The sequence below is a fragment of the Orbus sasakiae genome, assembly GCF_039542345.1.
Classification (GTDB): Bacteria; Pseudomonadota; Gammaproteobacteria; order Enterobacterales; family Orbaceae; genus Orbus; species Orbus sasakiae.
In genome coordinates this window covers 221,014-244,590 of sequence record NZ_BAABHY010000001.1, presented here as the reverse complement: position 1 = coordinate 244,590, position 23,577 = coordinate 221,014, and the positions used below count along the sequence as shown (strand labels likewise).

General features: G+C 37.4%; 20 protein-coding genes, 1 other RNA gene and 1 pseudogene. 4 read left to right on the top strand and 18 right to left on the bottom strand.

Going from position 1 to position 23,577, the window contains the following annotated elements; translation table 11 throughout:
* Positions 1-95 precede the first annotated feature (95 nt).
* From ABEA36_RS01000 to ABEA36_RS00970, 7 genes and pseudogenes are all read right to left on the bottom strand, one after another.
* Positions 96-3,350 carry an AAA family ATPase gene (locus ABEA36_RS01000; protein WP_345487806.1) on the bottom strand — a complete coding sequence of 1,085 codons (3,255 nt, stop codon included), beginning with the start codon at positions 3,348-3,350 and terminating at the stop codon, positions 96-98.
* Between the two features lie 12 nt (positions 3,351-3,362).
* On the bottom strand, positions 3,363-4,592 hold the full coding sequence (locus tag ABEA36_RS00995) for an exonuclease SbcCD subunit D C-terminal domain-containing protein (RefSeq protein ID WP_345487804.1): 1,230 nt from the start codon (positions 4,590-4,592) through the stop codon (positions 3,363-3,365).
* A gap of 34 nt (positions 4,593-4,626) precedes the next feature.
* Complete coding sequence (locus tag ABEA36_RS00990) at positions 4,627-4,839, bottom strand: KTSC domain-containing protein (RefSeq protein ID WP_345487802.1); 213 nt, start codon at positions 4,837-4,839, stop codon at positions 4,627-4,629.
* A 1-nt stretch (position 4,840) separates the two neighbouring features.
* Complete coding sequence (locus ABEA36_RS00985) at positions 4,841-6,628, bottom strand: ATP-binding protein (RefSeq protein WP_345487800.1); 1,788 nt, start codon at positions 6,626-6,628, stop codon at positions 4,841-4,843.
* Complete coding sequence (locus tag ABEA36_RS00980; protein WP_345487798.1) at positions 6,621-7,796, bottom strand: SIR2 family protein; 1,176 nt, start codon at positions 7,794-7,796, stop codon at positions 6,621-6,623. Before ABEA36_RS00980 ends, ABEA36_RS00985 begins: the two co-directional genes overlap by 8 nt.
* A gap of 215 nt (positions 7,797-8,011) precedes the next feature.
* Positions 8,012-8,891: pseudogene (locus ABEA36_RS00975) on the bottom strand (phage integrase N-terminal domain-containing protein).
* Between the two features lie 1,338 nt (positions 8,892-10,229).
* On the bottom strand, positions 10,230-10,499 hold the full coding sequence (locus tag ABEA36_RS00970) for a helix-turn-helix domain-containing protein (protein WP_345487796.1): 270 nt from the start codon (positions 10,497-10,499) through the stop codon (positions 10,230-10,232).
* A 114-nt stretch (positions 10,500-10,613) separates the two neighbouring features.
* Here ABEA36_RS00970 and ABEA36_RS00965 point away from each other — a divergent pair, with 114 nt between their 5' ends.
* The 3 genes from ABEA36_RS00965 to ABEA36_RS00955 are packed head-to-tail and all read left to right on the top strand — an operon-like array spanning position 10,614 to position 12,143.
* The gene (locus ABEA36_RS00965; RefSeq protein ID WP_345487794.1) at positions 10,614-10,886 is read left to right on the top strand and encodes a helix-turn-helix domain-containing protein; all 273 of its coding nucleotides are present in this window, start codon (positions 10,614-10,616) and stop codon (positions 10,884-10,886) included.
* Between the two features lie 36 nt (positions 10,887-10,922).
* Entirely contained in the window at positions 10,923-11,648 is a 726-nt protein-coding gene (locus ABEA36_RS00960) for a caspase family protein (protein ID WP_345487792.1), read from the top strand.
* A 15-nt stretch (positions 11,649-11,663) separates the two neighbouring features.
* Positions 11,664-12,143 carry a hypothetical protein gene (locus ABEA36_RS00955; protein WP_345487790.1) on the top strand — a complete coding sequence of 160 codons (480 nt, stop codon included), beginning with the start codon at positions 11,664-11,666 and terminating at the stop codon, positions 12,141-12,143.
* 88 nt (positions 12,144-12,231) lie between these two features.
* On the opposite strand, the gene ABEA36_RS00950 is transcribed toward ABEA36_RS00955, so the two are convergent.
* The 10 genes from ABEA36_RS00950 to ABEA36_RS00905 all read right to left on the bottom strand — a co-directional run bounded on the left by ABEA36_RS00950 (position 12,232) and on the right by ABEA36_RS00905 (position 20,200).
* The gene (locus ABEA36_RS00950) at positions 12,232-13,416 is read right to left on the bottom strand and encodes an integrase domain-containing protein (RefSeq protein ID WP_345487788.1); all 1,185 of its coding nucleotides are present in this window, start codon (positions 13,414-13,416) and stop codon (positions 12,232-12,234) included.
* A 191-nt stretch (positions 13,417-13,607) separates the two neighbouring features.
* Positions 13,608-13,970: a transfer-messenger RNA gene (ssrA, locus tag ABEA36_RS00945) on the bottom strand.
* Between the two features lie 49 nt (positions 13,971-14,019).
* Positions 14,020-14,382, bottom strand: a complete 363-nt coding sequence (locus ABEA36_RS00940) for a DUF488 domain-containing protein (protein WP_425571886.1) — start codon at positions 14,380-14,382, stop codon at positions 14,020-14,022.
* Between the two features lie 86 nt (positions 14,383-14,468).
* Complete coding sequence (locus ABEA36_RS00935; protein ID WP_345487784.1) at positions 14,469-14,927, bottom strand: META domain-containing protein; 459 nt, start codon at positions 14,925-14,927, stop codon at positions 14,469-14,471.
* A gap of 134 nt (positions 14,928-15,061) precedes the next feature.
* Complete coding sequence (locus ABEA36_RS00930) at positions 15,062-16,042, bottom strand: 2-hydroxyacid dehydrogenase (RefSeq protein ID WP_345487782.1); 981 nt, start codon at positions 16,040-16,042, stop codon at positions 15,062-15,064.
* A 125-nt stretch (positions 16,043-16,167) separates the two neighbouring features.
* On the bottom strand, positions 16,168-16,950 hold the full coding sequence (locus tag ABEA36_RS00925) for a class I SAM-dependent methyltransferase (protein ID WP_345487780.1): 783 nt from the start codon (positions 16,948-16,950) through the stop codon (positions 16,168-16,170).
* Between the two features lie 10 nt (positions 16,951-16,960).
* Complete coding sequence (locus ABEA36_RS00920; protein WP_345487778.1) at positions 16,961-17,308, bottom strand: cupin domain-containing protein; 348 nt, start codon at positions 17,306-17,308, stop codon at positions 16,961-16,963.
* A 17-nt stretch (positions 17,309-17,325) separates the two neighbouring features.
* Positions 17,326-18,066 (bottom strand): ABC transporter ATP-binding protein, encoded by a 741-nt coding sequence (locus ABEA36_RS00915; protein ID WP_345487776.1) that lies wholly within the window; start codon positions 18,064-18,066, stop codon positions 17,326-17,328.
* A complete protein-coding gene (locus ABEA36_RS00910; RefSeq protein WP_345490806.1) occupies positions 18,063-19,103 on the bottom strand; it encodes a FecCD family ABC transporter permease in 1,041 nt (346 codons plus the stop codon). The genes ABEA36_RS00915 and ABEA36_RS00910 overlap by 4 nt, the downstream gene beginning before the upstream one ends.
* 20 nt (positions 19,104-19,123) lie before the next feature.
* Positions 19,124-20,200, bottom strand: a complete 1,077-nt coding sequence (locus ABEA36_RS00905) for an ABC transporter substrate-binding protein (protein ID WP_345487774.1) — start codon at positions 20,198-20,200, stop codon at positions 19,124-19,126.
* A gap of 97 nt (positions 20,201-20,297) precedes the next feature.
* Between ABEA36_RS00905 and ABEA36_RS00900 the strand changes: the two genes are divergently transcribed.
* On the top strand, positions 20,298-21,014 hold the full coding sequence (locus ABEA36_RS00900; RefSeq protein WP_345487772.1) for a Crp/Fnr family transcriptional regulator: 717 nt from the start codon (positions 20,298-20,300) through the stop codon (positions 21,012-21,014).
* 405 nt (positions 21,015-21,419) lie between these two features.
* Here ABEA36_RS00900 and ABEA36_RS00895 read toward each other — a convergent pair whose 3' ends face one another.
* Positions 21,420-23,450, bottom strand: a complete 2,031-nt coding sequence (locus tag ABEA36_RS00895; RefSeq protein WP_345487770.1) for a TonB-dependent receptor family protein — start codon at positions 23,448-23,450, stop codon at positions 21,420-21,422.
* Between the last annotated feature and the right edge of the window lie 127 nt (positions 23,451-23,577).

Sequence of the window (23,577 nt, the reverse complement as noted above, 5' to 3'; positions counted from 1 at the left end):
TACTTGTCTGATCATAAAAGATAATACGAACCGGTTAGACTGAATTTAGGATATCAAGTTAGTAAAAAAGGTATTTTTAGTCTTCTACCGATATTTTAATTTATCTGACGACAACCCACCCCATTTAATTGGCTTTTACCATTATTAAGAGGACTTACATTTATTTGGGTATTAATACGCTCTTTTAAGGTCGATACATGAGAAATAACCCCAATTAATTTACCTTCTTGCTGTAATCCTGCTAATGCTGATAATGCCATTTCTAAGGCGTCCTCATCTAAAGTACCAAACCCCTCATCGAGGAAAAGCGAATCAACTCGAACTTTTTGACTGGACATTTTTGATAATCCAAGGGCTAATGCTAAACTAACAATAAAGCTTTCACCACCAGAGAGATTTTTTGTTGATCGAATTTCACCTGCTTGATAGTTATCAATCACACTCAGTTCAAGGGTTTGTTCTTTTGATGGAATTAATAAATAGCGATCTGTCATTTTTACAAGTTGTTGATTAGCATGAGAAACCATAACTTCAAATGTTAAACTTTGGGCAAAATTACGGTATTTTTTACCATCAGCAGAACCAATTAACCCATGTAATTTTAGCCACTTATGATATTCATTTTTTTGCTTATCAATTAACGTTTGTTTATCTTTTAATTTGTTCTTGATGTTTTCATTATCTAAAAGTTGTTGTTTAATTGCTCCCAGTGTTTCAGTATATTCACTCAGTTTTAAAATAAGTGTTTTATCTTCCTGTTCCAACGTTTCATAATCATTTTGTATCAGTGAGACTTGTTGCAAGGTTTCAGCGTAACGTTTTTCGCGGTCATTGATATTCGTTATTATTTCAGTTTTCCTACTTGCCAGTGATGTAGACTGATTAGCTAATGTTTCTCGCTCTTGTTCAGAAAGGCGACAAGTTAAAAAATCAGCTTCACTGGTAAAAGATTTTTTGGCTAAGTGAGAAATAAAACTGTTTTCCTTGCTTTGCAAAGCCTCGGACCTTTGTGTAATATTTGCCGATAAGGTCTGTATTTTTGTTTTGACCTGAGTATCTTGTTCTTTTATCTCATCATACCGTTTTTGAACATTTTGTAATTGCTGTTCAGCATCACTCAACATCTTTCCTAATTTTTCTTCTTCTTCATCTGGCGATTTTTCACCATAGAGCGATGCTCGCAGTTGTTTATACTGCTCTTGTTGTTGTTTAAGTGAAGTCAACTGAACTTGTTTTTCACTCAATTGACTATCAAGCAACTGTTTAATACTATCGAGTTGTTGTTGTTCAGCTTCAATTTGTTTGCTTTGGTCATGATATAAATTGCTTTCTTCCTGATATTTTGACCAGTTATCACGACGAGTACTCAGCTGTACCATAAGCTCTGTCGTATCATTATTTGCTGGTAGTTCAGAAACACCAAATATATTCAGTTGATTCAGTATTGTATTTTTTAATTGGGTATTACGTGAGCTCACACCTTGATGCTGAGACTCTAACTCTTTTAAGTTTTGTTCTACACTAGTGATTTTAGTTGCCAGAACTTCAAGACTATTTTCTATTTTATCTTTTTGTACACTAATCAGTTGTATTTTTTCCTGAGCTTGCTGAATTTCACTTTCAATATCTTCAGCTTGTTTAATGAGTGTAGTTAATACTTGTATTTGCTTCTCTACTTCATCTATTTCAGGAATATTACCAACAGCAAAGGGATGTTCAAGTGCACCACATAATGGACAAGGTGCACCATCTATTAGTTTTTGACGCTCTTCTTCTAAGCTACTTATTTTTAACCTGAAAAGTTTTTCTTTTAGTAAATACTCTTTATCACTACGATATTCTCTTAATAAACGTCCACCTAATATTTCTGATAATACATTTTTCTTTTGTTCAAAGGTCTGTTGGTACTCCTGATACGTCTTTTGGACCTGCGTAAGTTGTTCATTACCATTTTTAGACTCATTGGAATATCCAATTAAGATTTTTGTTCTTTGCTCAATAGCTAATTGATTTTGTGAAAGATCATAAAGGCTTTGTTGAAAGCTGTTTAACTGTTCCTGAATACTGGCAAGTTTCTCGATTAATTGTTCATCCTGAGAATGAATCTTTAAATAATTTTGTACTTGTTGGTTTTTTTCAGCTATTTCAGTTTGTTTTTTTAAAGAGGATTGATAATCAATGCGATTTTTTTCTATCTTAGTAATAAGGTTATTTGACTCATCCTGAACTACCTTAAGTTGGTTTTGTTTTTCTGTTTGCTGTAAATCAAGCGTTCTAACTTTATTAATTATCGGAATAGCCTGTTTTTGTTGCTCTTTAATCTCAACCAAAGACGTTTTCCTCACATTTAATTGAGACTCTTCATCTTTAAGGCTATTGATAATGGCTGGTAATCTGTTTTCAAGCGCTAATAACTGTTCTTGCTCTGTTTTTTGCTCACTACGTAATGTTCTTAGGGTAGCGAACTCCCCCTCTAATTCAGCTGCTTTCAGTGCTAGATTTAGTTTTTGTTGAAAGGTAGCAAACTGTTCAATTTCATCTAAAATGTGTTTTTGTGATACTTTTAAAGTATGTAATTCAGATGATAATGTTTTTAAATTGTTATGTTGACGTAGATTCTCTTGTATTGTCTTTTGTTGCTGAATTAACAGCTTTATCTGCACTGATTTGTCAGTGTGCTGTTGCTTTAGACTATTTTCCTGAGCTTCATCTAAAACTGCTATTCCACCCAATTCAGCTGATAAGATATCTAGTTTTTCTTTTTCAATTTTTTGTCTTTCATGAACTTTTTTAGAGATATCACTATAAATTTCAGTTCCTGTAATTTGCTCAAGAATAGGGGATCGTTCATCTGATGATGCCTGTAAAAAAGCAGCAAAGCTTCCTTGAGCAAGTAGAATTGAGCGTGTAAAGCGCTCAAAGTTCATACCAGTCTTATCTTCAATGGCTAATTTAACATCCGTTTTTTTGGATTCTAAAACCTCGCCATTTAATCCATTTGAAATTTCATGTTTAGCATCCTGCAAAGCGCCATCAATTTTCTTTCTAGCTCGGCTTTGGCTCCAATGGCAACGATATGTACCAGATGAAGAGATAAACGTGACTTCTGCATAACATTCTGCTGTTCTACGTGAGATGATCTCATTATTTTTAGCTGTAATTTTTCCTAGTCGAGGTGTTTCACCATATAAAGCTAAACAAATTGCATCTAAAATTGTCGACTTCCCGGCACCTGTAGGACCCGTAATTGCAAAAATACCATCAGTTAAATATTCTGGGCGCGTAAAATCAATATGCCATTCGCCATATAACGAATTTAAATTTTTAAAACGTAATTCAAGTATTTTCACAACGGATCCTTTTTATTCAGCACGAATATCATCTTCCTGCATCGTTCGAATAATTTCATTATAGATAAATTGTAATTCTTCTCTTTCAGTCTCAGTAATATCATTGGCATCTAAGCAGCGTTCAAAGACTTCAAATTCATTTAGTTGTTCCAGCTGCTCATCTTCTGTTGCCTGTCGTAATATTCTTTCTACCTGACGGCGATTTCTTACTCTCAATATCTCTAATTGGGAACTTGAAATTGCTTCATTAAGCGCCTCTTGTAAATTAGGCGCTATTTCAGTACCGGTATAATCAATCTCGAGCCAAGCATTGCTATTATTGAGTTTTAATTCAGCTATTTTAGTGAGAATATCTTCAAAATTTCCTGAAATCCGAGCTAAGGATTGAAAACAAGGGATTGTAATCTCCTTGATCTGAGGTACTTTTCCCTGAAAAGTAATGTTAATAACCTGCTTAGTCTGATTTGCTTCACCGTACCCCATTGCAATCGGTGAACCAGAATAACGAATTCGGTCTGATTTTCCAACTCGTTGAGGAATATGTAGATGTCCGAGAGCAACATAATCAAAGCACTCGGGAAAGGCATCTTCACCGACTTGAGCTAATGATCCAACATAGAGTTCTCTTACGCCATCATTATCGGTTGTTTTTCCACCAGTGGCAAATAAGTGACCCATAGCAATAATTGGTACATCTTTACCTATTTCTTTTTGTTTTTTCTGCGCAATAATGCTAACTTTCTGATAATGATCATGAATCCCAGCAATTAATTTCAGATTTTTATCGGCTCCTGATTCGCCAGCCTCAACAGTACGAACATCCTTATCGCGAAGATAAGGAACGGCACAAATAATCGCCTCTGAATTACTATTTATATCAATTAACGTAATCACTTCATCTTCTAAATTATCGGTTATAGCCCCCACCACATAAATATTCAAAGCCTCTAATAAAACTTTAGGTGCATTTAAAAAAGAGGGCGAATCATGATTACCACCAGTAATAACGATATGCCGACAACAAGTTTGTGAGGCTTTATTTAAAAAACGATAATAAAGTGACTGAGCTCTATTACTTGGTGTGCTAGTATCAAAAATATCCCCAGCAATAAGTAATACATCAATCTCTTGTTGAATAATTGTTTCAACAAGCCAATCGAGAAAAGCCGCAAACTCATCATAGCGTTTGCGGTTATATAATGATCGGCCAAGGTGCCAATCTGATGTGTGCAGGAATTTCAATTTTTCCTCTTAATTGATTAAATACAATATTTGTTTACCCCACCTTTTGGTAGGAATAATGTGGTTTTATTTGATAGCTAAAATATTGTCCATGAGAACCAGCTGTCATTAATTCATTATATACTTGTTCAGGTACATTAAAGTACTGGTATATACCGCTTTTTTTAAATTCTATTTCCAATGTATTGGTTTCTAGTTCATATCCAACAGATGCAAGGTTGCTTGAATCAACAGAAATTCTATCCATACTATTCTTCCTCTTTAAGTGGCTTATTTATTCGCCATGATTGAATTAACTTAACATAGCTTTCTTCTTGGACTTTCTTACCCCACTGTTTTGATACTAATGGGTCTTTACTATCTGGATAACCATTTGCTGGTGGTAGTTTGAATCGACAACGGGAAGGCAGCTTAGCAGCTTCTCCGACGATAATAGCCTCTCCCGTTCTTAAAACAGGTAAACTATCTATAATTGTAGATAAACCATCTGACATAGCTGATTTTACTCTAGATTTATCGCTTGAGTTTGTAATTCGTAGAGCAAATAACGTACCACATTGTGATAAAATAGTTTCATCAATCTCAGAAGGTCTCTGACTTACTAGCATTAAGCCCATACCAAATTTTCGTCCTTCCTTGGCAATACGCTGAACCATATCTTTAGCCAATCCATTATTATTACCAGATAGATATCTATGAGCCTCTTCGAGTACTAATAGTAATGGGCGGTTTTTCATTCCCGCTTTAAGATTACGACCCCACAGTGCTGATTCAAATAAGATATCTAAGATTGCACCTAGTAACATATCAAATTGTGAAGATGGCATACCAGATAGGTCAAGAATAGAAATAGGCTTATCATGTCCTATCCACTGTTGTAATAAATGATCTAGGTCTTTCTTGATTATTCCATTAGCATCAGGATTCCAGTCTCCGGGCTCTAAAAAAAAAGAATAATGGTTATTTAACAACCTAGTTCGCATCAATTCTAGTTGGCGGGTTAGTGCATGTGTACCAAAACTAAAAGGAGGAGTACTGCCTGTTCCTGGTGGTTTAAATATTGGTGCAATTAATTGTATAGGATCACCTTTTGAGTGTTCATCCCGATAAGATGGAGTACTTATGTCCGCTTTAGTTTCGACAGTAATTGTATCTTTATAAACTAAGTCAAACCAAATTTTCTTTAATCTAAAAGGTAATGGTGTAAAAGAGTTAATTTTCTCTGGATCTATATTCTCGATGTGATTAATAGTTATGGCCATTTTTTTTTCTTCTTTTATTTTTTCTAAAATGGCATTTTTATTTACTTCATTAAGTGTTCCACATAGGAAGTCTAATAGTTTATCAGGAGATACAGCCCAATATGGTATAGATAATAATTCTTCATCTTCAGCAGGAGTAATAGAGAAAACAGTGGCTATATCCTTAAGAGCCTTAGAATATTCACCATGAATATCAACTAATATAATTCTCGATGATTTGTTAGGTTTACCATCCTGATCAGTAACAATTGATCTAAGCAAACTTGCTACACTGGTTGATTTACCAGAGCCTGTTGAACCAAGAATAGCAGAATGCCTTGTGATCAATTTATCTAAATCAATGTTAATATCTATACTATCTGAACTCGATAATGTCCCAATGGAGAATAAATGTTCACCTTGTTCACCGTACACAATTTTTAAATCTTTCTCTAATACTAAATGAACCTCATCATTTACTGCAGGGTATTGGCTTATACCTCTATCAAAACAATAACCAATACTTTCACCAATTAATTCAATTTTAATAAGTCTTTTATTAGATGCAAAACCTATTTGCTCTTTTTCTAGTGATGTTTCACTGCTTTCTGATATAACACCAAAAAGATCATTATAACCCTGAGGAATTCGAACAAAGCTTCCAACTTGCCCTACTCGGTATGATCTACCAGATAGAATTAATAATCCTGAACTTACATCAGGTGACAGTTCAGCTACAGCAGATGTGCTGGAAACAGAAATAATAGAACCAATTAATGTCGCATTACTATTCATCGATCCCCTCTGACTCTGGTAATTTAGGTTTTATTATATCGCCACCAGCGATAGCAAGAAATCTTGCAAGAAGTTTAAAATCACCAAGTAAAAACTCATCTTTATTATTCAAAAATTCTGTTTGAATTTGTTCCCAGTCTTTATTTGGTAAACTACCTCTTTTCCATTTGGCTTGAATTGAATTTATTACGGCACCATTCTTACAATAGACACTTAAATTCGGATTTTTCGCAGCAAGTCCTGTAGCAAAAGTTTCATCTTCAAGAGTTTTATACTGAAAGGCAAAAACAGCAGATGTAGGGTTTGCCGCTAAACATTCACTTATTTTTGATGATATATGTGCATCAGCAAATGAAAATCCAGTAGTAATAAGAAGAGTATCAGGTTCTAGTAAGAAATTCTTCAAACGTTCAAATAATGAAGAAAAAGGAGCTGCTTGAGTTTGTGAATATTTAATATGAGAAGGATATACCATCACAGATTTTTCACAAACAGGAATACGAATAGTTTCGCCTTCATCATTAGATGTCCAACCAATTGAACCATGCAGTTTCCACAATCTAACCCATCTTGGTGGTAAATCATTTTTTGATATACTTGAAGGGTCAAAAAAAGCCATTTTAGAACCCGAAAAACCATCAAAATAAGGAGTTTTAGTTTTTTCTAATGCCTCTTCACATAAAAGGTCATAATTAGTTGTAAATATCTCAACGCCATAACTTCGATTCATTCCATTTATCCATGAAACTAATTCTATATATGGGTTATTTGAACTTGGAAGTGGTTTATCAACTACGTTTTTAATTTCTTTGCAGATGGATTCAGAAAGAGCCTTATGCCCATTTGCATCTAATCCATGTATTTTATTCTCTCCGATAACCTCTGATAAGGTTCTAATTTCAGATAACACCCGTTCAATATTAGAGTTTTTTAACTGTTTTTCGATCGAACTAAAAGATCCTAATTCTTCTCCCTGTAATGATTCCTTAACTTTTTTTGTTAAGCCTTCTATATTAGGGATAAGTGGTTCATATTGTTCGGGAGTTCCAACATTTATACTTACGGGAGCCCCTGCTCCTATTAAAATACCTATTTTCTTTCTGCCATTAGATACTATTTGCCGAAAATCAAGCATATATCTATCTATGTTATGAACTGATTCAGCCACATGCAACCTCGATATCTTTAAATAATGGTTTATTTCTTCATTATCATTAATGCAATTTCTATTCTACGGAACCTCTATAAACCTTTTTTATTAATGTAATTCACTTTATTAAATACATCTTTATAAGATAAAGTTTATTAAATTTTTAGTAAATATAATTTTACCTACTTTTGCATAAAAGCATACCTATGTCACATTTTATTAGAAATAGTGGCTTACCTTTTGTTTACACCCCCCAAATACACCCTAACCACCTCAATCCGCTCATGGCCAAGTTCTCTGCTAATTATCTGCCGAGCCCATTGATCTTTGATCTGCTGCTCTGGCGTTAAATCTTTACTGGTGAGTCCTCCTGCTTTCGGTGACTTCCAACCGGTTAGTTTTTCGTATCGTGTCTGCGCATAAGCGTGCCGTAAGCCGTGCATTTTGTTGAGTCCGATTTTTTGGCATTGCCAGTCGTAGGTGTTTCGTTGTTGAATGTAGCTTTTATGGGCAGGAATTAGCGAACCTTTGCCGGCAAAGTGGTGGATTTGGTTTAGGGTGTCGCGCTGCTCGGCGGTTAATATGGGGACGATTCGTTGCCGACCGCCTTTTGTCCAACTGCCTTTGAGTAACAGGTGGTCGCCCTTATCCGCATAGGCAGGTTGAAACTTGATGCACTCTTCGCGCCGTAAACCGAATGTTTGCTGTAAGCGTAAACTCATTTGCACATAAGGATCGCTAATTTGGGTTAGGGTCTGCTCGTCAACATGTTTCGCTTTATTTTCTGCCGTGACATATTGCCGATGTTCTATGCCAAGTTGAATATTATCTTTGGGAATGACGCTATTTTTTCCGACTTTTTCCGCCCACCAACGTAGGTGTGCCATGCGGTTTTTAATGGTGCCAATCGATAAATCTTGGGCCTGCCACTGTGCAACTAAAATAGCTAACGTGCTTAGGTTTGAGTGAACTCGCGTTCATACGCTTAAAACCACCGCTTTTAAGCTGTTTGCTAATCAAAGTTAAGGTGGTTAGCCGTTCTGCTTGGGTTGCATGGCTGCCATCTTTGTTGCGCTGACATAAGCCACGCAAATCATACGTCAGATTATCGATGTTTACCTCGCTTTACGAATTTGCTGAAAACAATTTGGTGAGTGTTAATGCCCATTTATTACCAGAAGTAATAAATTATCTGTAACAGATCAAAGGGCTGAATGTTCAGCACATTCAAGGTCTCTCATGAGACGTTTATGCGTTAGCTTGTCAACCAATCACATAAAGTTGATGTTAAAATTTAATGAACCTGCTTTGGGTATCTGCATTATCTGCTGAGGCATAACGCGGTTGTTAAGATGAATAAAAACGTGTTATGCCATAAAGTCTGATAATGGCGAGTGATGTTAAAATGACTACTCAGATAAGTAGCCGCTGTCCCTCTTGTTTGGGTAACAAGCAGTGTGCTAACGGGAAATCACACTCTGGGTTATGGTTTATTCGGTCGACGACCGAACAGCGACTTAAAAAACCTGCCGCTCTGGGTTTGCGTGCTGCACCAGCACGTCTTTTAAATTGATTATAACAAGGGTTAATTGCTTGTAAATAGGGGCTTTGTGTAAAGGACTGCTCTGGACTAGTATGGACTAGTATGGACTGAAAATAATTTTTTAAAGGTTGTTTTTATGAACTTTGATTACCTGATTAGCAAATCAGGTTCAGGTTGCTATCACTCTGTCATCTTATCGCAAACGGCTGGTTTCGGCGTAGTATCGATAACGCTGAAGCATCATGTGCACCATAACATCATCACACTAACCGCGTTTTGTTTTTTTGAAATATAAAATGTACATAACCACTAAATACAGCAAATTAAAAATAATAATCATACCTAGCGTATCGAGTATAGAATAGACCGCCCCAAGCATCTCTGAGGTATCGGTTGTCATTTCTACTTGATATTTAACCGTCAGAGAACAACCGACAAGTATAAATAATTCAACTATAACGACCATAATCATAAAAATTATCATGAATATTTTCATAATCAGCCTTTCTCCCATTTTTAATTTGCTGATGAACGTAAAAACACCGTTTATCAAAACTGTTGATTCTACAACAAATGAGATTGTTTTTTTACATTCCAAGAAAAAAATATTGTCAGGAATTGGGTACCACGAAAAATTCTTCGTCACGAATAACATGAAATTCTAATAAAATCTCGGTAGAATTGAAAAAAGATGATTGATGTAAAGATCGATAGTCGATATTGGACTGAAAATCATTTGTTGCCCCTCGTCATGTAGTGGTCATGTCGATAATCAATGTGAAAATAGCGGTGTTGCTTCGAGTTGCCGTCGCCGTCACTGCGGAGCAGTGACGGCTGTATTCATGCTGAGGCTTAGTGTGCTCACTGAACTTAAAACCGTGGCAATCCCTTTTAGCACCTAATTTAAATTAGGTGCTAAAAGGGATTTGGTTGTTTTCGTCAGTATTTTTTATTCGTACTACACGATTTTTGTTCACATAACGAGAAGGCCAAATCTGTTTTGGCTCGATACCGAGTACACTCGCAATAATTAGTTCGCCTTTTGTCCACGGACGCACCAGTGCGTTGGCTAGTGTTGAAGGTGCATAGCCTGATTGCCTTGATAACTCGGAGAGTGATGTTCCTTTCTTTTTCAATGCCGCAATGATATCGGCAAGGTGCCAGTCTTGTTTCATCATAACTTTTTATCCTTAGTGATATTCGTTATCTCTTATACTACGATAAACGTAGTATCTAGAACAAGTAAAATCTACGATTATCGTAGCTTCTGATTTTCGATTACAGAGGTTACAGTGAAAAATACCAATAAATACAGAGATCTTTTTTGTTTGAGACTAAAAGAAGCTCGATTCAAAAAAGGCTTATCACAAAAAGAGTTAGGTAAATTAGCTGGAATTGATGAATTTGTTGCCAGTACTCGAATTAATCGTTATGAGCAAGGTATTCATGAGGCAAGTCTAGATACTGCTGGAAGATTAGCCGAAGCTTTAGATATACCATTAGCTTATTTGTATGCAGAAGATGATAAATTGGCTGAAATGATTTTGAATTACCGGAAGAAATAATTAATAAAATTAGTTCTTACTAAATGAGGATATAATATGAAAAGAAAAGCTTTACTAATAGGTGCTCCGGGTAAAGGTACCCAGGAATTGCCTGGTGTTAAAAGTGATATGAAAAATTATAAAAATTTTTTAATGTCAGAGATTGGAGGAAAATGGGCTAATAATGAAATAATTATATTATTAGGTGAAAGCAAAGAGAAAATACTAAAACAAACTGAATTAATAAAAAAAGAAAATAATGATTTTGTTTTCTTAGTTTTTTCTGGTCATGCTAATTATTCAACTATATGCAATAGTCGTCGTTTGTATATTGATAATTCAGAGTTCGTTTACGAGACACATATTAGAAAATTAAGTGATAAACAACTAACGATTATTGATTCTTGTGCTGAGAGTGTTTCTTTGATTACTGAAAAATTCAGCGAAGTTGCAGGTTTAGAAAGTTTTCATATGGAGCTCAATGATTATCGTAAGGTTTATGATGACTATATCCTTAACTGTCCACCACAAGAAATAGTCTTGTACTCTTGTAGTATTGATGAATTTTCTGTTGATACAAATAAGGGTGGCCTATATTCATATAATTTACTTAATACCGCTAAAAATAATCACAATAAAATATTGACGGCATTGCAAGCTAATGAAAAGGCATCAGAAGTAGTTAGAGTTATATCTAATGGAGATCAAAACCCAGATTATTATGACTCGAGAAAAAGCGGTAACAAATTACCTTTCTCTATCTATTTAAATAATTTTGTTTAATGATGTGGAGTATATATGTCATCTGAAAATATAAGAATTATAGTTCTTATAATATCTATACTTTTATCTAATGGGTTTAGTTTATTCTTTTATTTAAAAAACAAAAGAAGCTCAAAGGAAGGAAAGATTAACGATAATTTATTTAAGTTACAAGGAATTGCACTAGAATATCCGTACTTAGAAGATAAAAGATTCATTTCCGGCTGGGAATATTTCCGGGAAAAATATTCTAAGGTCAATCAAATAGACTTTGATGCAGATAAAAAGTATTTACAATATGAACAGTATTGTGAAATGCTATTCAATTTTATGTCAGATAGTTTTTATTATTATAAGCAAAAGGAAACTAAATTACTTAAAGAGATTGATTTTAAAAGCTGGGCTAAAAAACATCAATCATGGTGGCATAAACCATTAGTAGACAATTCGAATTATGAAACATATGAGAAAAGTTTTTCAAAAATGATTGATTCCTGGATTGAAGAAAAAACCTAGTAATTTTTATAATATAAAATTAACTAGGTTCGAGTATTATTTACAATAAAGCGGCATGTTCACGTCGCTTTAATCTTTCCTTTATAATTCATAAACCCGTTTCCCCCCACCAAGCCATTAATTCCTTTCGCTGTTCAAGGTAAGTAGAACGATTATAGGCACGCCTGACTTCGTTTTTATCGTTATGCGCGAGTGCTGCTTCAATCACGTCGGGATTAAATTCGGCTTCGTTCATGGCGGTACTGGCAATAGAACGTAAGCCATGCGCCACCAGTTGACCGCCATAGCCGATACGCTTTAACGCAGCATTGGCGGTTTGCGGATTAAGGGGTTCATTGCGATTAATACGGCTAGGGAACACATATTCACTACCGCTACTCAGCGGTTTTAATTGTGCTAATAAGCCTAACGCTTCATTAGATAGCGGTACGGTGTGGGCTTTTTTGGCTTTCATCCGCTCGGCAGGAATATGCCATAGTTTGTTTTCAAAATCGATTTCAATCCATTTTGTTCCTGCCGCTTCCGACGGTCTGACTAAGGTGAGCAGTTGCCAAAGCAGTAAAGCGCGTGTGGTGACTTGTAAGTTAGACATGCTGATATCGCGCATCAGTTGCGGCAATATTTCTGGCCTTACCGTGGGTAAGTTTTGTTTTTTCGGCTTTTCAAATGCCTGACTAATGGTGGAGGCAGGATTCGCTTCTAACAAACCAGTATTGATGGCATAGATCATTATCTCATTGATACGTTGGCTTAATCGCCGAACGGTTTCTAGCGCGCCACGGGTTTTGATGGGCTCTAACACTTGTATTAAGGTACGAGCTTTAATCTCAGTAATTGCCATATTTTCAAGACAGGGCAAGACATCTTTTTCCAGTGAGCGCCAGATATCTTTTGCGTAATCGGCGGTAATGCTCTTTTGCTTAAATTCAAACCATTTTTTAGCAACATTAATAAAACGGCTTTCTTCGGCAATTTCAGCTTGCTCTTCTTGCTGTGCTGCTTTGGCTTGTGGATCGATGCCTTTGACTAATAAAGACAGGTATTCATCACGTAATTTTCTGGCATCGGCTAAACTCAGATAAGGATAAGCGCCAAGACTGATATTGGTGCGTAATTTGGTGTTTGGGCGTTGATAGCGAAAACGCCATAATTTTTTACCCGACGGTTTGATCAAGAGAAATAAGCCGTCACCATCATGCAGGGTGATTTCTTTATCAATGGCGCGTTTCTTTTGGATCTCGGTATTGCTTAGGGGTTTTGTTACTCTTCCCATTAGTACACCTCCTATAGGTCACAAGAAAATTGGTACACGAAATAGTGTAACATACAATCGTGTACCTAAAAATGTACCAATTTGGGTTGGACTCCCGCGGATTAGTCTGGATGGGGTTGGAAACAAAAAGCCAGTAATTCTTTATTTTTCAATAAATTATGGGTTTTAATGGACGGCTATGGAACAATAAGTGGTGGAGCTGGGGGGAGTTGAACCCCCGTCCGAAATTTCTACATCCTTGGCACTACATGCGTAGTTTGTCTTTAAGTTTCATCTACCCGCTGCGGACAAACACGCCACTGATAAACTAGCTTGATTAAGTTTAATGCTTCCGCCCCAAGCAAGGCTTCCACACGATCTCGTTTTGGTTTGACTCCCCTTGATCCCCGTCCTACGAGCGGAGGCTAGAGAGGGAAGGCTCTGAGCAGGTTATTAAGCTGCTAGTGCGTAGTTTTCGTCGTTTGCGACTATTTTTTGCGGCTTTTTACGAGGCCAACCGCCCCTCGGCATGCACCTTGGGTTTCGCAAATCCCGTCGAATCCAGAATCAGCCCCAAAAATGAGTTATCATTATACTAAAAAATGTTGAGTTTAACTAGCGCTATTATTTTTGCTTAAGCTTTTTGACTAAAAAATCACGTAATACAATCGCGTGATTATGTTGAGGATCTTTACTGCCAAATAAGAGCGTGATGGTTTCATTATTCATCAGCTTTTGAGCTAATAGGGTTACAGCTTGATTCGTTTCAAGTTCTTGTTGATAGTGTTGATAAAAGATATCCCATTCATTTACGTGTTCATGATACCACTGACGCAACTCACTTGATGGTGCAACGTCTTTTAACCAAATAACGCCAGTGAGTGTTGCTTTACTCACGCCTCGTGGCCATAAGCGGTCAATCAAGTAACAATTGCCATTAAGGTTTAACGGTTTTTGGTAAACCCGCTCAAGCATAATGTTTGATATCATATTGATCAATCCAGTAGAACAGATGAATTAAGGGGAACTGCATCATTATTGAATAATGATGCAGAAAGTCTAGCAATAAAAAACTATTTGGTGTTATCTTTGTGAGTCATTGGTAGTTCTTTTTGTTGGTAAACCAGTGTGTTATTCCCTGATTTTAAAATCAATTTACCATCAACTTTTTCGACTTTAGCACCACTTGCTAGCATATTGCCAATTAATGTGTCTAATTCGTTTAAAGCGGTTTCACTACAATACATACGAGTCATCGCAACGCCGTTAGCAGCTTGTAATACCCCATTTTGGTAAATAGCTTGACCATTAAAAATATTACACATTTTACCATTGATATCGATTTTAGTGACTTCGCTTGATTCAGTCACATTTAGCACAGGTGGAATAGAGTTTGGTAATGACTGATCATTTAATGAGACCAGAACATAGCTACCCGCAATACTTTGATCAGCAGCTTTTGGTCCATTTGAACAAGCAGCTAATAAACCCGCTACACCAACAACCGCACACAATTTTGCATTTATTTTCATATACCCTCCTAAACTTGTTAAAAATTATACAATTAACGAACTTACTTTGTTAGGGTAACATAACTAATAGACAATTCAATCATGTTAACCTATGATTTGTAATTAAAGCATCAATAGCTTATTTTAGTCTACTTTTAACCGACTTCGGGATTCACCCAGTTTTCGGTCGGTTTGTCATCTTGTAAGGCAGCAATCATATTATCAACGGCACACTTTGCCATTGCATAACGCGTTTCAACTGTTGCCGAACCGACATGGGGTGATAATAAAACATTATCAAGTTTTAATAACGGTGAATCCATAGGCAAAGGTTCCACCTCAAAAACATCAAGTCCAGCGGCGCGGATAACGTTGTTTTGTAGTGCTTGGGTGAGTGCTTGCTGGTCAATCACTTTACCGCGAGCGCCATTAATTAAGATTGCCGATGGCTTCATTAATGCCAATTTTTGTTGGGTAATTAAATGTGTTGTTTCTGCGGTTAAAGGTAGGATGACCACCACAAAATCGGCCTGTTGTAACACGTCATCTAATTCAAGGCGCTTAGCGTTATATTTTTGTTCGACATCGCTATGAGCCGAACGGTTATAATAAAGCACATTCATATCAAAACCACAATGCGCACGCTTAACTAACGCTTTAGCAATCCGCCCCATCCCTAAAAATCCGATCGTTTTACCATGAATGTCTATACCAAAATGTTCAGGGGTAATGCCTTTTGTCCATTTACCAGCATGAATAAGGTTAGACAGTTCCACCGTTCTTCTGGCGGTTGCCATGAGTAACGTAAAAATTAAATCAGCGGTGCCTTCTGTTAATACGGTTGGGGTGTTCATTAACCGAACACCGTGTTTTTTAAGCGCCGCTAAATCATAATTATCAAACCCAACTGAAATAGTTGAAGCGGCGCGAAGTTTTGGGGTTTGGGCTAAAAAATCGTCATCAATACGCATCGACATGCTTGCACCAATAATGCCATCGGCATTCGCTAATGCCTGTTTAAATGCATCACTGTTTGGATCACTTTGGCGGTTTAGCATTGTTAAATTGAAGGTTTGAGCGAGTCGAGCTTGTTGATCTTGCGGAATTTGGCTAAATAAAATAACGTTCTTTTTCATACGATCCCCTTGATAGGATTCAAAAATCACGCTTTTAGTTTAGTCTTTATAATAGAAAAAGAAAGTGGAATCATCGTGCCATGCGCATAATGATTCCAAAATAGACATAACATGTAGTGAATAAATTACGCTGTACCATTTAATGATTTGGTACTACAAACCGCTAAATAATTAAGCTGATGTCGATGACGCCTAAATGTTTTAAACATCGTGATAAATTGACGGCGGTTTTGTTTTCTCATGGCATTACGAATAATACGCAAGGTACCGCAAAACCCTTCATCAGCGATTAATCCCCGAGGCGACATCAACGTCATTGCACCATTATCAGTGATGACCTGATCAAATCCAGCTTGCTGAAATAATTCAATCCAAGCTGGCTTAGATATCGGCTGAGCATTCACATTAATGGCGGATTTAATACGCGCAATAATCTCATCAGCAGACTGTGGATCATGTAACATAATGTCATGTGTTAATAATTTTCCACCGGGTTTTAAAACCCGCAAGTACTCTTTTAATAGATGTGATTTAGCTTTATTGGCATACATTGTTAACATTGCTTCATTAATGACAACATCAAAACTGTTATCAGCAAATGGTAATTTAGACGCATCCGCCTCTTGGACGCTAACGAATGTTTCAAGCCCATGCTGAGTAATATTATCACGCGCTTTAGCAAGGGCGGATTTGTCCATATCAATGCCCACAACATGACATTGATAACGACTTGCCATTTCAATGGCGGTCGTCCCCATATTACAAGCAATTTCCAACACGTGACTTTGCGGAGTCAAATGAGCGTGTTTGAATAACCATTCAGTGGCTTTTTTGCCCCCTGGACGTAGTCGGGTTTTGCCCAGTTTCGCTAAAAATTTATGCCCAGCTTCTTTTTTTATGCCATCCATACATCGCTCCTTACTCTGCTTTTAATGTGATTTCCCTTAACATAATCAACAGCATTTTAGCTGGCTTAGGGGCTTCCACTGAATGAGGAATATTCGCAGGCATACGTACAAGCGTGCCCGGCGTTGCAATGACAGGTTTACCATCAATAATTAATCGTAATTCACCTTCAATCACTTGTACCAGCGCATCAAACGGTGCACTATGTTCAGATAAGCCTTGCCCTTCATCAAAAGCAAAAAGTGTTAAATTGCCACCCGTGGTTCTTGCCAATACTCGACTGGCTATCCCCTGTTCGGTTGGGGTTATCAATTTCGCGATATTTAACGCTTCTGCGGCTGTTATCGTATTATTGCTCATCATGTTTCTCCTAATAGTTAATTAAATAAAGGGACGACCGCCGTTGTGTGATAACGTTCTCGGTCAACAGGTTCAAGTGCAACGGCAAGGTGATACAACTGCTGTAAAGCAGGCTCATTAATAATGTGTTGGGTTAAACCAAATTGGTATTGATGGTTGTCATGCAATAACAGTGAATAGTCAGCAATATGTAACGCATGCTGTGGGTAATGACTGGTAAACAAAATGGTCATATTGTGTTGTTGAGCCAATTCGCGTAATACGGATAAAATACGATCTTGGTTGTGCAGATCGAGTGCTGATGTCGGCTCATCTAAAATTAAAATTTTAGGCTCGCTAGCTAATGCGCGTGCAATCATCACCATTTGCCGTTCACCACCACTTAATTGGTTAAAGGGGGTTGATGAAAAGTCTGTTAGCCCTAAATAATCAAGACACTGCATCACGATGTTTTTATCTTTAATAGACGGCGAAGCGTACCACGCAATATGCCGCGATCGGCCAAGACTCACCATCGTTTCAACGCTGTAATTAAAAAGTGACGAGCTCAGTTGCGGTACATAAGCCACATCTGCATTTAAACTGATCTTGCCGTCATACCCGTTTTGTAGTCCTAAAATGAGACGTAATAGTGTCGTTTTACCCCGACCATTAGGGCCTAAAATGGCAGTAATACTGCCTTTAGGTAAATCGAAACTCAACCCCTCAAATAATGATTTCTGTTTCACCTTAAATGACAAATTATTGATGTTTATCATGCCATAGAGACCTTTTTATTCATGCTTTTCAATAAGATGGCGAAGATAGGTGCACCAACTAAAGCGGTGATGATGCCCAATGGAATTTCTGCGTTTGTGACGCTACGGGCAATCGTGTCTACCCCTATCATATAAATCGCACCAATGAGTGCTGAAATTGGAATTAAAACACGATGATCGTGACCAACAACTAGGCGTGCAATATGCGGTATAATGAGTCCAACCCAACCAATCGTGCCAGAAATGGCCACCGTTGCACTGGTAATTAATGTCACACAAGCCAAGATTAACCACCGAATACCATTAGATGATAAACCCAGTGCTTGGACCTGCTCTTCACCGAGCGACAACGCATTTAATCGAAATCGACAGGCGGTAATTAAACCACCGCCGAGCAGTATTGCCGGTAACAGCACGGCAAGTTTTTGGTAAGTTGCCGTTGAAAAGCTCCCCATCAACCAAAATACAATCGTGGGTAGTGTATTATTCGGGTCAGCAAAATAAGTAATTAATGAAATTAACGCGGCAAAAAATGCATTAATTACTACGCCGGCTAAAATCAACATTAAAATCCCCGATCCGTAACGCTGATAACCTAAAATAAATACCAGCATCATCGCTAACATACCACCTAAAAAAGCAAAACTCACGGTGAGCCACATTGATGAAAAAAGTAAAATAGCCAGTACACCACCAAATGCAGCCCCAGAAGAGACCCCAATAATTTGCGGGCCAACCAACGGATTACGAAACAAACTCTGTAGTGCTGTCCCTGCGATAGCCAGCCCTGCTCCCGTTAAACAGGCAATGAGTATGCGAGGTAATCGCACATGCAATATCACTTTTTCAGCGGTCTTGCTCCAATTGGGTGTTATTACCCCATCGGGTAGTATCTGATGGACTAAAATTTGACAGACATGACTTAGGGATATGGCATATCGCCCAACACTTAAAGCCATAAATATGGTAACTAACAGCAACATAATTAAAGCAAACCAAATGAAAATACGGTATCGCGAATAGACTGTTTGATTCATGATCATTATGTTTGTTACCCCTATTGAGCCGTATCAGCAAATTTAAACTGGTCATAATCGGAGATCTGATTAAGTTTAATTTGCAGAATCTGATCAATCTGTTGTTGGTTAAGCGTAGAGTGATAGAGCATTTGATACTGTTTGATCATCTCTTGGCGTAATGGCCATTGCATTTTATCAGGATGGAATATCATCGAGAGCCATAACCAATAAAGCGGCGTTTCTTGGTTAGGTGCATCCCATATAAATCCCCCGATGGGTAATTTAAATACTCGTTTATGTTTTACGGCCGCAACATCTGATAATAAAACATTATCATAGACATCTTGTGGTTTTAAACCTTGCTCAAAATTACCCAATAAGATGATATCGGGATCCCATACTAAAATTTGTTCAATATTCAGGGTTCGAGCACCAGTAATGTCTTTATTTAGGCTAATGCCACCTGCTAATTCAATATCAAAATTATTATGTGAGGTTGAGCCAAATGTTTGAATACTATTATTGAATTGAGACAAGTAAAGGACTTTGGGTTTTGCCGATAATGCGGCTGTTGCTTTTTGCAACTGATCGATAACGTCATTACGCCAATGGATCATTTGCTGAGCTTTTTCGGGTTTATCTAATGTCAGCCCCATCAACGTTATCCATTGCTGAGTGTATTCTTCTTTACCGTAATTGAGTGTTGCGACAGTGAGTCCGGCATTTTCAATAGGCGCAATAATATCATCACCACGATGCCCCCATTGCCATACCAGATCAGGATTTACATTCAATAATGTTTCGATATTTGGTACAAAATTATTACCGACTGTATCAGAGCGAACGGACAATATGGTTGGGAATAGCTGACTGAATATGCCTTCTTTTGCGGCAACTTTGGCAAAAGGGTGCATACCAACGAGTTTGTCCGTACTTTCATCCATGCCAACTAACATCGATGCAGCTGGAATGGGGATGACAACAACCCGTTCTAATGGCTTATCTAATGTTACTATTCGCCCATTCATATCAGTAAATTGTTGTGATGTCGCTTGTGCGGATAATGAACAGATATAACAAAAACAAAATGTTAGCAATAAAAGCTTGTTTTTCATAAGGTTATTCTCAATAAATTCCTCTATTTCGTTATTGAAATGAGAATTATTATCAACTATATTGAGCCTATTCTATCTGTTAAATAGAGTGAATCCTATGACATTTGTCAAAAATGGATTATCTGAGCAAACAATCTATCAAGTGTTAATTAGTACCAAATTGTTTGAAGGGTTATCCAGCTCAGCGCTTAGACCCATTATAATAAGTTGTACGCATTTGGCTTTTTCAGAAGGTGACATTATCAGCCATGAAGGCACAACGCTCAATGCTTGCCCATTGATTCTTGATGGTGAGATTGAAGTGCTGCGTAATACTTATTTAGGTGATGAAAAAATATTTGGTATTTTTTCGCGTCATGAGCTTGTGGCGATTGCCGCCGTCTTTATGCCACATAATCGTTACCCAATGACGCTACGTGCGAAAACACATGGTAGTGCCTTATTACTCGATAAACGCAGCATTTTACAAGTTTGTGAAGAGAACCCGATCGTGATGAAAAGGCTGCTCATTCGATTTAGTTCAAAACTATATGAACATGTTAATCATATCGATTGGCTAACGTCGAGCTCGGCTGAGCAGCGACTGGCAGCCTATTTGTTAAGCTTACAACGGGAACAACGAACAATTGAACTGGTTTTACCGATAACCCGAGGGCAATTAGCCACTAAATTAGGTATTCGCTATGAAACATTGAGTCGCTTGCTTTCAAATTGGCGTCATAAGCAAATCATTGATTTAAATGGCTATCATATAAAACTTAAACAGATTACGTATTTGGATCAATTGGTTTCATCAGCTAAGCGGAGTTTTTAAGTTTTTACACTATAATTAGCTATTATGACAATAATTTAACGAAAATGACGATACGTTATTGCCCAAATATTTGCAGGTCCCGCCATCTTATTTCAGGGTTTATCTAACATTGATGGCGTTTACCCAATTATTCTCTTGTTAAACATTGTGTACGTTAATTGTTAAATAAGATTAAACTATCGTTTTCGTTTGACTCTTCCCATGAGGCGTTCTCTCATCCATAACGCTTATCAATATAAGTCGTCATACGAATTATCACGTGAAAGATTGGAATAAGAATATTAACAATGCCTTAATCACATCATTAAGATAGGGTTAGTTTCAAAACATCAATTAAAAAAACAGGCGTACTCGGTATCAAATATTCACGACGAGGGTAGGATAACCCCTCGCCAGATTAAATGATTAAAACTGATACATAATACCGCCATTCAAGTTAAACTTCATACCTGGGAATAACGTATTATCACTTTTCGAACTGACGACACGGTTAGCTACCGATGCTGTTGCATAACGTTTATTCGTTAAGTTATCAGCAATCAAATAAGCTGACCAGCCATGGCTATTTTGATAGTTGATTTTAAATCCAAAAATAGCGTACTTATCACGGTATTGCACATCCATGCTATTGGCATGATCAACTGGGGTGTTGGTTGGTAACCAATGAATATTGGGCCCAAATGACCAATCATCAATTTTATAAAGTAGCTCACCACTAATCACATTGCGTGGGATTCCAGCAATATATTTACCATTGTATTCACCGCCCATAAATCGAAAGTCGCTGTAGGTCCAACTTAATCGATAGACAACATCACCAACGCCTACAGGCACTAGCCCTTTGATGCCAGCTTCAATGCCTTGGTGGCGTGTTTTATTTGCATAGTTAAATACACCGACAGCCGTCCCCGTTGAATCATAGGTGGTGATGTACTCGTCTTTGATCATGCTGCGGTATAACGCGAGATCCCAATTAAGTCCTTTAACGATTTCCCCATCACCACCAATTTCAAATGTGATACCTTTTTGTGGGTTGAGTTTATTATTTTTACCATCATTGGTAATAATTTCCCGAAATGAAGCCGGTTCATGGCTTGTGCTTACATTGGCATAAAAACGCTGGGTATCGTTTGGTGTCCAAATCACCCCCAGTTTAGGTGTCCAAAATGTCCATGATTGGTCAAGTTGCTGACGATTTGTGCGGTCAAACACATCACGTTTGGCATGCGTGACTTTAATGTCTAAATTTGCTTGCCAATCTTGGGCAAATTTCAGAGAAGACCCGACTGACGCATAAATATTTTCAGCCGTTGCATCATAGTAACCAATCGGTTTTTTATTGTTGACAGTGCCTAAACGATTCAATAATAAATCACGGTCAAGCGATGTATGATCCCAAGCTAATGCGGAACGGTAACTGATCGCATCATAATCAAGTTGATACATAAATTGTGCGCCTTTAGTACGGCTATCACTGAGGATATACGTTGTTGGCGTAATAAAATTGTCATGGGTTTGCTGGTACCATAATCCAAGTTCTAATGATTGATTGTCAAATTGCCAATTTGATCGGTTTGCAATCCGACCTTGTTGAACCGTACGATGCGGATCACGTAGCCACACCGCTTTATATACACTACTTGGATCTGCTTTTAATTGATCTTGCGATAAAGACCCCGCCACATCAAAACGTAAATCAGTCCAACTTAACCAAGTTCTGTTTTCAAAATTATCGGTCACATAACCAAAATTGGCTCTTGCGGTTTTACGTTGTGAACTAGAATGATCACGGTAACCATCAAAATGGTCATAACTTAAGCTAATGCGCCCATCGAGATTATATTGTTGATTTATTCCACCTAGAGCAATTTGGCTACCCGTACGGCCAAACGATCCATATTCATAACGTGCACGTAATGTTTCATCCCGCCCGGTATAAGAGATAAAATCAAGTTCTCCCCCTAAACTGTTCGTTTGTGGGTGAATACTATTTGCACCGCGATAAACTGAAATTAACCGCGCATCTCGCATATCCAGTGTACTAATATGAAAATTACCATCTGCATCTGTGATGGGTAAACCATCTTGTAATAGCATCACGCCCCGTGATACGGGTGCACTTTGTACACCTGAGCCACGAATATTTATACGAGGTTGATCAGTACCACCAAAGAAGTTTTGTACAATAATACCCGGCTGATAATCTAAAGCATCTTGTAAAGTGGCAAGCCGACCTTCTTGCTCAGGTGCGATAAGATTGGTCCCCCCTGCTGTTTCTTTTAATTTTTTTTGTTCTTGCTGATAGCTGGGTGACAATTGAGTATTCGTACTGCTATCACTTTCATTGCTTACAATAATTGTATCAATGGCTGCAAAGCTAAATGTGGAATGGAGCAGACAGAGTGAAGTTAAAATATGAATTTTTTTTATACGCATAGCGTCCTCTTAATCACAAATACCAATAAACGATAATGATTATTATTATCATGAATAGGCGAATTACCTATGATATTTGTCATAAAGACGAAACAATTAATTGGCTGACGTTAATTTCTTACCTAAC

Bases quoted from the DNA above. Each gene is read 5' to 3' on its own strand.
- ABEA36_RS00910 (WP_345490806.1), bottom strand. From the start codon at position 19,103: ATGAATCAAACAGTCTATTCGCGATACCGTATTTTCATTTGGTTTGCT.
- ABEA36_RS00960 (WP_345487792.1), top strand. From the start codon at position 10,923: ATGAAAAGAAAAGCTTTACTAATAGGTGCTCCGGGTAAAGGTACCCAG.
- ABEA36_RS00900 (WP_345487772.1), top strand. From the start codon at position 20,298: ATGACATTTGTCAAAAATGGATTATCTGAGCAAACAATCTATCAAGTG.
- ABEA36_RS00955 (WP_345487790.1), top strand. From the start codon at position 11,664: ATGTCATCTGAAAATATAAGAATTATAGTTCTTATAATATCTATACTT.
- ABEA36_RS00905 (WP_345487774.1), bottom strand. From the start codon at position 20,200: ATGAAAAACAAGCTTTTATTGCTAACATTTTGTTTTTGTTATATCTGT.
- ABEA36_RS00920 (WP_345487778.1), bottom strand. From the start codon at position 17,308: ATGAGCAATAATACGATAACAGCCGCAGAAGCGTTAAATATCGCGAAA.
- ABEA36_RS00970 (WP_345487796.1), bottom strand. From the start codon at position 10,499: ATGATGAAACAAGACTGGCACCTTGCCGATATCATTGCGGCATTGAAA.
- ABEA36_RS00895 (WP_345487770.1), bottom strand. From the start codon at position 23,450: ATGCGTATAAAAAAAATTCATATTTTAACTTCACTCTGTCTGCTCCAT.
- ABEA36_RS00935 (WP_345487784.1), bottom strand. From the start codon at position 14,927: ATGAAAATAAATGCAAAATTGTGTGCGGTTGTTGGTGTAGCGGGTTTA.
- ABEA36_RS00985 (WP_345487800.1), bottom strand. From the start codon at position 6,628: ATGAATAGTAATGCGACATTAATTGGTTCTATTATTTCTGTTTCCAGC.
- ABEA36_RS00930 (WP_345487782.1), bottom strand. From the start codon at position 16,042: ATGAAAAAGAACGTTATTTTATTTAGCCAAATTCCGCAAGATCAACAA.
- ABEA36_RS00915 (WP_345487776.1), bottom strand. From the start codon at position 18,066: ATGATAAACATCAATAATTTGTCATTTAAGGTGAAACAGAAATCATTA.
- ABEA36_RS00990 (WP_345487802.1), bottom strand. From the start codon at position 4,839: ATGGATAGAATTTCTGTTGATTCAAGCAACCTTGCATCTGTTGGATAT.
- ABEA36_RS00950 (WP_345487788.1), bottom strand. From the start codon at position 13,416: ATGGGAAGAGTAACAAAACCCCTAAGCAATACCGAGATCCAAAAGAAA.
- ABEA36_RS00925 (WP_345487780.1), bottom strand. From the start codon at position 16,950: ATGGATGGCATAAAAAAAGAAGCTGGGCATAAATTTTTAGCGAAACTG.